The sequence below is a fragment of the Bacillus thuringiensis genome, assembly GCF_001182785.1.
GTDB classification, from domain to species: Bacteria; Bacillota; Bacilli; order Bacillales; family Bacillaceae_G; genus Bacillus_A; species Bacillus_A thuringiensis_S.
This window is the reverse complement of sequence record NZ_CP012099.1, coordinates 2,837,589-2,849,719: the sequence shown is the minus strand read 5'-3', so window position 1 is coordinate 2,849,719 and position 12,131 is coordinate 2,837,589. Positions and strand designations below refer to the sequence as shown.

Sequence of the window (12,131 nt, the reverse complement as noted above, 5' to 3'; positions counted from 1 at the left end):
AAACAAGAGCGAATTACAGTCCTGGAGCATCTTTTTCGTAGTAAAGATAGTATTGTCTTTATGAAGGGAAAGACGGTCAGATGATCGTTAACAATGAAGAGAGGTAGACGAAAGAAGTCTACAACTAGGGTGGTACCGCGATAAATATCGTCCCTACTGATTGGATCAGTAGGGCTTTTTTGTACAAAAAAGTGGCTTTTTAACTAGTAGTTCATGTCTTTGTACGAATTATTAGTTTAAAATAAGAAGAGGTATCGATTCCACTATAAATTTGTATAATTAACCAGTTCAGAAAATAGAGAATCTTTTATTCTCTTACTATACTTTTAAAACATTAGAGGAGGATTTCCAAATGGCAAATCATGAATTAGATCAATTACGTAAACAGGTAGATGAAATTAACTTACAACTATTACACCTTTTAAACAAACGTGGTGAAATCGTTCAAAAAATTGGAGAACAAAAGCAAGTACAAGGTACGAAACGCTTTGATCCAGTACGTGAGCGTGAAGTACTTGATATGATCGCAGAGCATAACGAAGGACCATTCGAAACATCAACAGTTCAACATATTTTCAAAACGATTTTCAAAGCAAGCTTAGAGTTACAAGAAGATGATAACCGTAAAGCGTTACTAGTATCACGTAAAAAGAAACAAGAAAATACAATCGTTGATGTAAAAGGTGAATTGATTGGAAACGGAACACAAACGTTCATCATGGGACCTTGTGCAGTAGAAAGCTTAGAGCAAGTTCGTCAAGTAGGGCAAGCGATGAAAGACCAAGGCTTAAAATTAATGCGCGGTGGTGCATTCAAACCGAGAACATCTCCATACGATTTCCAAGGTTTAGGAGTAGAAGGACTACAAATTTTACGCCAAGTAGCAGACGAGTTCGACTTAGCAATTATTAGTGAAATTTTAAATCCGAACGATGTTGAAATGGCATTAGACTACGTTGATGTAATTCAAGTTGGCGCACGTAACATGCAAAACTTCGATTTATTACGAGCTGTAGGTAAAGTTAACAAACCAGTATTATTAAAACGTGGATTAGCAGCAACAATTGATGAGTTCATTAATGCAGCGGAATACATCATTGCGCAAGGTAACGATCAAATTATTCTTTGTGAGCGTGGTATCCGCACATACGAAAGAGCAACACGTAACACATTAGACATTTCTGCAGTACCAATTTTAAAGAAAGAAACACATTTACCAGTTATCGTTGATGTAACACATTCAACTGGACGCAGAGATTTATTATTACCAACAGCGAAAGCGGCACTTGCAATTGGCGCAGATGCAGTAATGGCTGAAGTTCATCCAGATCCAGCGGTTGCATTGTCAGATTCTGCACAACAAATGGACATTCCAGAATTCCATAGATTCATGGATGAGTTAAAAGGTTTCAAAAATAAATTATCTTAATTCCATATCATATATGCGTTGAAGAGGAAACAGTAGTGCTTATCTCACTGTTAAAGAGAGCTGATGGCTGGTGTAAATCAGTACAAAGGTAAGCATGAATTACAGCCTTGGAGCATCTTTCCCGACAACTTATGGAGGGGAAGACGGTCAAACGATCGTTAAAGAAGAAGAGAGGTAGACGACAGTTGTCTACAACTAGGGTGGTACCGCGATAAACATCGTCCCTACTGAGCGCTCAGTAGGGACTTTTTTGTACAAAAAAATAGTAAAGGGGCAAGAGAAATGAGATACATTACAGCTGGAGAATCACATGGACCGCAGTTAACAGTTATTTTAGAAGGTGTACCAGCAGGTTTGACACTTACGGCGGAACATATTAATAAAGAATTATTAAGAAGACAAAAAGGTCATGGACGCGGAAGACGCATGCAAATTGAAACAGATACAGTTGAAATTGTAAGTGGTGTTCGTCACGGGATGACACTCGGATCACCGATTACGTTAATTGTAAAAAACGATGATTTCAAACATTGGACGAAAGTAATGGGTGCAGAGCCAATTTCGGAAAAAGAAAGTAAAGACATGAAACGTACAATTACAAAACCACGTCCAGGACATGCGGATTTAAATGGAGCAATTAAATATGGCCATCGTGATATAAGAAACGTATTAGAGCGCTCATCTGCAAGAGAAACGACAGTTCGTGTAGCTGCTGGTGCAGTTGCAAAACAAATTTTAAGCGAATTAGGCGTAAAAATTGCAGGACATGTTCTTGAAATTGGTGGAGTAAAAGCAAAACATATTTCAAACTTACTGATTGAAGAAATTCAAACGATAACTGAAAACTCACCAGTTCGATGTTTAGATAAAGAAGTAGAGCAAGAAATGATGGATGCGATTGACAACGCAAAAAGTAGCGGAGATTCAATCGGTGGTATTGTGGAAGTCATTGCAGAAGGTATGCCAATTGGCGTTGGTAGTTACGTTCATTACGATCGTAAATTAGATGCAAAACTTGCTGGTGCAATTATGAGTATAAATGCATTTAAAGGTGCTGAAATTGGCGTAGGTTTTGAAGCGGCAAGACAACCAGGAAGTAAAGTGCATGATGAAATTCTGTGGGATGAAGAAAAAGGATACACGAGAAAAACGAATAATGCCGGCGGTTTAGAAGGCGGTATGACAACAGGTATGCCAATTGTCGTAAGAGGCGTTATGAAGCCAATTCCTACATTATACAAACCGTTAGCAAGCGTTGATATTGATACGAAGGAAGCATTCCAAGCGAGTATTGAAAGATCTGATAGTTGCGCAGTGCCAGCAGCGGGTGTAGTAGCTGAATCTGTTGTAGCATGGGAACTTGCAGATGCACTAGTCGAACAATTCGGAAAAGATCGTATGGATTTATTAAAACAAAACATTATGCAACATAATAACTACGCAAAAGAATTTTAATAAAAAGGTGGGTTTAACGTGCAAGTAAAAGAGCAACTATCATCATTACAACCATATAAACCAGGCAAATCACCAGAACAAATGAAAGAAGTATACGGAGATCATTCGTTTGTGAAATTAGCATCGAATGAAAATCCATTCGGTTGTTCACCGAGAGTTTTAGATGAGTTGCAAAAATCTTGGTTGGAACATGCTTTATATCCTGACGGAGGTGCTACAACGCTCCGTCAAACAATCGCGGATAAGTTGCATGTGCAATTAGAACAAGTACTTTGTGGTAGTGGTTTAGATGAAGTCATTCAAATGATAAGCCGTGCAGTACTTAAAGCAGGAGATAATATCGTAACGGCTGGTGCAACATTCCCGCAGTACCGTCATCATGCAATTATTGAAGGCTGTGAAGTGAAAGAAATTCCTTTAAATAACGGTGTATACGATTTAGACGAAATTTCGTCAGTGGTAAATAATAATACGAAAATCGTATGGATTTGTAATCCGAACAACCCGACGGGCACATATGTGAATGAGCAAAAATTGACTCAATTTATTGAAGGCATTAGTGAAAATACGTTAATTGTCATTGATGAAGCGTACTATGAATACGTAACAGCAAAAGATTTCCCTGAGACATTACCGCTTTTAGAAAAACATAAAAACATTCTTGTACTTAGAACGTTTTCTAAAGCATACGGATTAGCTTCTTTCCGCGTTGGATATGCGATCGGACAGGAAGAGCTAATTGAGAAATTAAATGTCGTACGTTTACCATTTAACGTATCTTCATTAGCGCAAAAAGCAGCTACGATTGCTTTTGGTGATGACGAGTTTATTGAAGAAATAGTTCGCGTGAATACAGAAGGATTACAGCAATACGAGAGTTTCTGTAAGGAAAACGAAATACCATTTTATTCGTCACAAACTAATTTCATCTTCTTACCGGTAGATAATGCTGGAGAGATTTATGAAGCTTGTGCACATGCAGGGTTTATTATTCGTCCATTCCCAAATGGTGTCCGTATTACAGTTGGAACAAGGGAGCAAAATGAAGGAGTGATTTCAGTGTTAAAACAGCACTTTGAAAATAAAAAAAGTAAGTCTCGAGATGAGGAAAATGCGTAAAAAGGTAGTATTAATTGGAACAGGTTTAATAGGAGGTTCTCTCGCCTTAGCAATTAAGAAAGAGCACGATGTAACGATAACAGGTTACGATATATTTCAAGAGCAAGTAGAGCGTGCAAAAGAATTACACGTAGTAGATGAAGTAGCAGTTGATTTACAACATGCATGTGAAGAGGCACATTTAATTATTTTTGCTTCTCCAGTTGAAGAAACGAAGAAGCTATTACACAAACTTGCGTCATTCCGTTTACGAGAAGATGTTATAGTGACTGATGTTGGTAGTACAAAAGGGTCTATTATGAGTGAAGCGGAAGCTTTATTTTCAAAGGAAGTTTCTTTCATTGGGGGACATCCGATGGCGGGTTCTCATAAAACGGGAGTTGAAAGCGCAAAGGCGCATTTATTTGAAAATGCATTTTACATTTTAACACCGATGAATCATGTACTAAATGAACAAGTGGAAGACCTTAAAGTATGGTTAAAAGGAACAGGATCTCATTTTCTTGTTTTAAATACAGAAGAACATGATTATGTAACAGGGATTGTTAGTCATTTCCCGCATCTTATCGCAGCAGGTTTAGTAAAGCAAGTTGAGAAACATGCAGGAGATAATCCGCTCATTCATCAACTAGCTGCTGGAGGTTTCAAAGACATTACACGTATCGCATCTAGTAGTCCGAAAATGTGGAGTGATATTGTAAAGCAAAATCGAGAGCATTTAATGGTATTATTAAAAGAGTGGATCTCTGAAATGGAAGGTTTATATAAGACAGTTTCTACCGGAGATGCAGGCGAGATTCAAAACTATTTTGCAGATGCGAAAGAATACCGTGATTCTTTACCAGTAAGAAAGAGTGGTGCAATTCCTGCCTATCACGACTTATACGTTGATGTATTAGATAAGGTGGGGGCATTGGCTCATATTACGAGTATTTTAGCGCGCGAGGAAATTAGTATTACGAACTTGCAAATATTAGAAGCGCGTGAAGGACTGCTTGGGGTATTACGTATTAGTTTCCAAAGGGAAGAAGATCGTATGAAAGCAAAGCTAGCGCTTGGAGAAGAAGAATACCAAACTTATGAAACAATTTAAATGAGAAGGTGAAAAACGTGAAAGAAAGAACAATACAACCTGTTAATAACGGATTGAATGGCAATATTACAATCCCAGGTGATAAATCCATTTCACACCGTGCTGTTATGTTCGGTTCGATTGCAGAAGGGAAAACAACAATTAAAGGTTTCTTGCCCGGTGCAGACTGTTTAAGTACGATTTCATGTTTTAAAGAAATGGGAGTAGAAATTACGCAAAACGGTGATGAAGTTACTGTAGTTGGTAAAGGATTAGAAGGTTTACAAGAACCGAAAGCTGTATTAGATGTTGGTAATTCTGGTACAACAATTCGATTAATGTCAGGTATATTAGCTAACACACCATTTTTCTCTTGCGTACAAGGTGATGAGTCTATCGCAAAAAGACCGATGAAGCGTGTAACAACCCCATTAAAACAAATGGGTGCAAAAATTGACGGCAGAGAAGAAGGAACATTTACACCGCTAACAATACGTGGCGGAGATTTAAAAGCAATTGAATATATTTCTCCTGTTGCAAGTGCACAAGTAAAGTCAGCTATTTTACTTGCAGGTCTTCGTGCAGAAGGTGTAACAGCTGTTACAGAACCACATATTTCACGCGACCATACGGAAAGAATGCTTGAAGCATTTGGTGTTAAAGTAACTCGCGAAGGGAAAACAGTGAAGCTATCAGGTGGACAAAAATTAACAGCAACAGACATTCAAGTGCCAGGTGACGTATCATCAGCAGCATTTTTCTTAGTAGCAGGTGCAATCATCCCAAATAGTAAACTAGTATTACAAAATGTAGGAATGAATCCAACTCGTACAGGTATTATTGATGTTTTAGAGAAAATGGGTGCTACGTTCACTGTAGATCTAATTAACGAAGGGGCATCAGAACCAGCTGCAAATATTACAATTGAAACATCTTCATTAAAAGGAATTGAAATTGGCGGAGATATTATCCCTAGATTAATCGATGAGATTCCTGTAATCGCATTAGCGGCAACGCAAGCGGAAGGAATTACAGTAATTAAAGATGCACACGAATTAAAAGTAAAAGAAACAAATCGTATTGATACAGTCGTTGCTGAGTTAACGAAACTAGGAGCTCGAATAGAAGCAACTGATGACGGCATGATCATTTACGGAAAATCAGCTCTAAAAGGCAATACAGTAAATAGTTATGGTGATCATCGCATCGGAATGATGCTTGCGATTGCTGGCTGCCTGGCAGAAGGAAAAACAATTATTGAAGATGCAGAAGCCGTAGGTGTATCATATCCTACATTCTTTGATGAACTTCAAAAGTTAGCTAAATAATAAGGATGGAAAGCAGATACGTGATGTATCTGCTTTTTTTGTTAAAACGTCTTTGTAATTTCACTTACCGAACTACAAAAGTAAGAATTATGATACAATTCAAACAGGGAATGGAGGAGAATTATATGAATGTCATACAATTAAAAGAAGATAAGTTCAGAGAAGCATTACGTTTATCAGAATACGCTTTTCAATATAAAGTAGATGAGGAACGATTACAGCAGCAACTTACAAAGATGAAGGAAAGTCATGAAATATACGGCATTATGGAAGGGGAAGACTTAGCAGCAAAACTACATCTTATTCCGTTTCATATTTACATAGGTAAAGAAAAATTTAAAATGGGTGGCGTTGCAGGAGTAGCGACGTATCCAGAGTACAGAAGAAGTGGGTATGTAAAAGAGCTACTTCAATATTCACTTCAAACGATGAAAAAAGATGGCTATACAGTCTCTATGTTACATCCATTTGCGGTTTCATTTTACCGTAAATACGGTTGGGAACTTTGTGCGAATCTACTCATATGTCATATGAATAAGAGTGATTTAGTGATGAAAAAACAAGTAAATGGAACTGTGAAACGTTTCAATAAAGAAAATCATCCAGAAGAGGTCGAAAAGCTCTATGAAGTATTTGCAGAACGTTTTTCAGGTATGTTAGTTCGAGAGAAGAACTGGTGGTTACAAGCAGTTTATGATGATTTAACATTAGCGATTTACTATGATGAAGATAAAACGGCAGCAGGTTACATGTTATACAAAATAGAAAACTATAAAATGACAGTAGAAGAATTTGTACCACTGCATAATGAAGCACGAAATGGTCTGTGGAACTTTATTTGCCAGCATGATTCTATGATTAAAGAACTTGAAATGACAGTAAGTGAAACCGAACCGTTGCTATATTCATTGCAAGAGCCACGCGTGAAGACAGAAATAAAACCATATTTTATGGGAAGAATTGTAGATGTAGAGCAGTTCTTAAAACAATATGAGTTGAGCTGGAACAATGTACAGCAAGAAGTGATTCTACACATTACAGACGCATTTGCTCCGTGGAATAACGTAGCAGTGAGACTTGCAAATCATGAAATAACAATTGTAGAAGAAACAACGGAAAAAGGAATTAAACTGGATATAACTGCACTATCAGCAATAATGCTTGGATATAAACGTCCATTAGAACTAAATGAACTTGAATTAATTAGTGGAAGTGACGAGGCAATACGGTCATTTGAGAATTTAGTACCAGTGCGTAAGCCATTTATTTATGATTTCTTTTAATTTGCATGTATGAAGGTGGGCTATCCCAAGTGAAATTTCGGGATAGCTTCCTCTTATATTGTGAATTTTTGTCGGTAAGTCGATATATCATGAGAATCGCTGATATAATTAGAGTAGCGCCAATATATCCAGAAAGTCGCTCATATAATTTCATTCACAAATAGAGGATAAAACAGCACAGTTATACTTTGTCACGCACTTGACTTTTAACTCATGTAATTTATAATTAAAAACGGAATGAATTTTCATTCCTGGAAATTGAGGTGGAAAAATGGCTAAAAACAAACGAGAGGATATTTTTGACGCTGCAATACAACTTTTTGCAGAACGAGGTTATGATGGTACAACAATTCCGATGATTGCCGAAAAAGCAAAAGTAGGCGCAGGTACGATCTATCGTTATTTTGAAAATAAAGAAGCGCTTGTTAATTCTTTATTTACGAAAAGTGTTTTACAACTATCGGAATTAATAAAAAATGATTTCCCGGTCGATGCAAATATTCGTGAACAGTTTAGCCATACATACAACCGTTTATTTGAATTTGCGAGACAAAATGCAGATGCTTTTCTTTTTACAAATTCTCACTGTGATAGTTATTTTCTAGATGAACATAGCAATGAAATATTCGAGGACTTCATGGGTTTCTTCATGAACTTGATTGAAGATGGAATCGAAAAAGGTTTGCTTCGTCCATTACCACCAATTGCTTTAATTATTATTGTATATCAACCAATTGAAAAATTAATTAAAGTAATGGAAACAGGGCAGTTAGAATATACAGATGAATTAGTAAAGGAATTGGAAGAAAGTTGTTGGAATGCTATTAGAATCATTTGATTCTATAGCCTTATAAGGACAGGAATGAACATTCATTCCGAGAAAGGTATGAAAAAGAATAACAGGAGATGATAAATCTTTACAACTAAAGGAATGAATATTCATTCCGTATTACCTAGTTTAATAAAGTTAATGAATAATTTAATAGAATGATAGGAATGAACGTTCATTCCGAAAGGATTTTCAAAAGAATAGGAATGAATATTCATTCCGCGTGTAAATTTCATAATGGGAGATGATTTAAATGAGCAAGTTAAAAAGTTGGAGAAGTTTATCTTTTCTATTATGGATAGTTATTACTATTATAATGGTTGTAACGATGCCTAATATGGATAAATTAGTGAAGGAAAAAGGGAAAATTACAATCCCTAATACAGAACAAAGCAGCATTGCTGACAAGATAATTAAAGAGATGGATAAAGAAGGGGTTGAAAAGTATGAAATTATAGCCGTTTTTAATAGTGGCAATAAGGCAGCTTTAACAGATGAACAAAAGAAGGAAATAACAAAAACGATCAACGCCCTGCAAAATGAAAAAGAGCAATTAGGAATTAAGGAAGTTGTTTCGCATTTAGATAATAAAGACTTGGAGAAACAATTAGTTTCTAAAGATAATACGACTATTTTAACGCAAATATCGATAGATAAAAAACATGGTGAAATATCAAAGGTTTCAAATAATCTTCATGAAAAGGTGCAAACGAAAGGGGTAAAAACGTATTTAACAGGAAGTGACTTAATAGCGGGTGATTTTCTTAAATCCTCTCAAGAGGGAGTGAAAAAGACAGAAGTTATTTCAATCATCTTCATTCTTGTAGTATTAATCCTCGTATTCCGTTCACCAGTTGTTCCGATTGTTTCTCTTCTTACAGTCGGTGTGTCGTATTTAGTTTCAATGGGGATTATTGCTCAGCTTGTAGATCAATTTAATTTCCCATTTTCAAACTTTACACAAGTGTTCGTAGTCGTCGTCCTCTTTGGAGTAGGAACAGATTATAACATTTTATTATATATGAGGTTTAAAGAAGAATTAAGTAAACAAGAAAATGCATTTTTGGCCACGAAAGAAACATTTAAATCGGCAGGTAAAACCGTATTATATAGCGGTATAGCGGTGCTAATTGGTTTTGCATCACTTGCGTTAGCGAGTTTTAAATTATATCAATCTACTTCAGCGGTAGCAATTGGTGTTTTAGTATTACTACTCGTATTAACGACTTTAAATCCATTTTTTATGGTGCTTTTAGGAAAAGGAATGTTTTATCCAGTTAAAACATTTAAAGGTCATGAGGATAGTCGCTTATGGGGATTCTTTGCGAAAAACTCAGTAGCAAGGCCATTTATCGCTTTAATCATCGTATTTTTAATATCGATTCCTTTCATATTAAAATACTCTAATACACTAAATTACAATGATTTATTTGAAGTAGATAATAAGTATGAATCAAAGATGGGTATTAACGTAATAGAGGATCATTTTCCGCCTGGTTTCTCTTCACCGAGTACATTAGTCATTCAATCTGATAAAAAGCTGGATGAAGGAACTTCTCTACAAATTTTAGACGAATTAACTGATAAAATTTCGAAAGTTAAAGGTGTATCAGAAGTATATGCACCGACACGTCCAACTGGTGAGAAGATAAAAGAATTATATTTAAATAAGCAAGCGGGAGAATTGAATACAGGATTAGGAGATGCCGATGGTGGCATAAAGGAAATTAATGATGGATTAACGGATGCGAAAAATAAAATGGGAAGTAATGATTCAAATAGTCTTGCGAATGTTCAAAAATTAATTGATGGAACGAACGAGGCGAAAAACGGGGTATCAGCATTAGGAACAGCTTTACATCAATTATCAAATGGCATAAACGACGGTGCACAAGGAGCACAGCAAATTGAGAGTGGCTTAGCTTCAGTAAACGAAAATATAAATGTTCTATCTAATGCAACGTCGCAGCTGCATGCTGGTTATGCACAGTTAGAAAAAGGTTTAAGCTCTTACGATCAATACTTCGGAAGTATTTCTCAAGCAATTGATGGTGCGAAAAAGGGATATGAACAAATTGAAATGTTAATGACCAATTTCGTTCAAACGAAACCAGAACTAGCGAATGATTCAAACATACAACAAACGATAGGAATTGCTAAAGAAGCTCAAAAACAATTAAATATACTTTCAAAAGAATTAAATCAATTAGCAACGCAGCATAAAGCAGCGATGAGTTCATTTAAAGAAGCGAATCAATCGTTACTGAAAGTGGATAACGGCTTAAAAGAAATGAACAATGGAATTAATAAGTTACAAAAGGGGGCAGCGGATCTTAAAAATGGATTAAATGAAGGTTCTGCAGGTTCAAAACAAATTGCGAATAAATCAGCTGAGTTACAATCTGGATTAACGAAAATAAACGATGGGCAAGGGCAATTTTTAACGGGCCTTAAAGACCTGCAGGAAAAGATGGGGCAATTACAATCTGGTTTATCTAAAAGTACAGAAGGGCTTGGAAAAGTAAGCAATGGCCTGCATGACGCGCAGAAATATTTAGGGGAGCTCAATGAATCGAAAAGCTCTGAGAAGTTTTATATTCCAAAAGAAGTGTTAGAGGGAGACGATTTCCAAAAAGCATTGAACACGTACATGTCACAAGATAGAAAGATTGCTAAAATGACCATCATTTTAGATGTAAATCCGTATTCAAAAGAAGCAATGCCGATTATTCAAGAAATCAATAAAACAATCGAGGGCACTGTAAAGGGAACGGAATTACATGATGCGAAAACAGCAATTGGCGGAACAACAGCTAGAAACGTTGATTTAAAAGAAGTAACAGGGCAAGATTTCTTACGTACAGCTACGATTATGTTAATTGGAATTGCGATTGTATTAATTGTAATTACACGTTCATTATTAAATACAATATTTATTATTGGCTCATTACTATTAGCGTACTTTGCATCGCTTGGTATAAGCGAACAAATTAGTGCACATGTATTACATGTAGAGTCATTAAGCTGGAATGTTCCATTCTTTAGCTTCATTATGATTGTCGCTTTAGGAGTGGATTATAGTATTTTCGTAATGATGCGCTATAACGAGATAGAAGGGGATTCGGTAACGAAAATTGTAACTGCATCTCGTCATATAGGAGGAGTTGTATTATCAGCGGCGCTAATTTTAGTAGGGACATTTGCAGCATTAATCCCTTCAGGTGTATTAACACTTATACAAGTAGCATCAGTTGTTGGCGTTGCACTATTACTATTAGCTTTAATCGTGATGCCGATATTGTTACCTGCTTTAATGGGATTAACGAGTAGATTGAAGAGTTATAAAGAAAAGATAATAAATACGAAATAAGTGAAGACTGTAGGGGATGATTTCTCTACAGTTTTTCTATATATAAAATTTCGAATGAAAAATGAATCTAATGTATTACAGAATGAGAAGTGAATGGTTATATGAGAAAGAGGTCGATGATATACATACAATAGCTAGGGGAATGGATAAAAACTATCCGATTTCATTATAGAAAGGTAATCAACCGTTGCTATTCATCCAGCTTCTACTATATAATAGCTATAGTCTACAATAATTGAGTCGTAA

The 12,131-nt window shown here is 36.0% G+C and carries 8 protein-coding genes and 2 other annotated features (1 of these 10 only partly in view); all 8 genes read left to right on the top strand.

Annotated features, from left to right (window positions below; genetic code table 11):
- Positions 1-158: a binding site (T-box leader), on the top strand; it begins 78 nt to the left of the window's first position.
- A 194-nt stretch (positions 159-352) separates the two neighbouring features.
- Positions 353-1,429 (top strand): bifunctional 3-deoxy-7-phosphoheptulonate synthase/chorismate mutase, encoded by a 1,077-nt coding sequence (locus AC241_RS14790; RefSeq protein ID WP_001273575.1) that lies wholly within the window; start codon positions 353-355, stop codon positions 1,427-1,429.
- A 9-nt stretch (positions 1,430-1,438) separates the two neighbouring features.
- Positions 1,439-1,658 (top strand) — a binding site (T-box leader).
- Between the two features lie 53 nt (positions 1,659-1,711).
- Positions 1,712-2,884 carry a chorismate synthase gene (gene aroC, locus AC241_RS14785; RefSeq protein WP_048563749.1) on the top strand — a complete coding sequence of 391 codons (1,173 nt, stop codon included), beginning with the start codon at positions 1,712-1,714 and terminating at the stop codon, positions 2,882-2,884.
- A gap of 18 nt (positions 2,885-2,902) precedes the next feature.
- Positions 2,903-4,003 (top strand): histidinol-phosphate transaminase, encoded by a 1,101-nt coding sequence (hisC, locus tag AC241_RS14780; protein WP_050844026.1) that lies wholly within the window; start codon positions 2,903-2,905, stop codon positions 4,001-4,003.
- A complete protein-coding gene (gene tyrA / locus AC241_RS14775; RefSeq protein ID WP_048563751.1) occupies positions 3,996-5,096 on the top strand; it encodes a prephenate dehydrogenase in 1,101 nt (366 codons plus the stop codon). The genes hisC and tyrA overlap by 8 nt, the downstream gene beginning before the upstream one ends.
- A gap of 17 nt (positions 5,097-5,113) precedes the next feature.
- The gene (aroA, locus tag AC241_RS14770; protein ID WP_050844024.1) at positions 5,114-6,403 is read left to right on the top strand and encodes a 3-phosphoshikimate 1-carboxyvinyltransferase; all 1,290 of its coding nucleotides are present in this window, start codon (positions 5,114-5,116) and stop codon (positions 6,401-6,403) included.
- Positions 6,404-6,528: 125 nt separating this feature from the next.
- A complete protein-coding gene (locus AC241_RS14765) occupies positions 6,529-7,686 on the top strand; it encodes a GNAT family N-acetyltransferase (protein ID WP_048563752.1) in 1,158 nt (385 codons plus the stop codon).
- A 271-nt stretch (positions 7,687-7,957) separates the two neighbouring features.
- Positions 7,958-8,524: a TetR/AcrR family transcriptional regulator gene (locus AC241_RS14760; RefSeq protein WP_050844022.1), complete on the top strand. Its 567-nt coding sequence runs from the start codon at positions 7,958-7,960 to the stop codon at positions 8,522-8,524.
- Positions 8,525-8,768: 244 nt separating this feature from the next.
- Positions 8,769-11,885, top strand: coding sequence for an MMPL family transporter (locus AC241_RS14755; protein ID WP_050844020.1), 3,117 nt, complete (start codon positions 8,769-8,771; stop codon positions 11,883-11,885).
- Positions 11,886-12,131 lie beyond the last annotated feature (246 nt).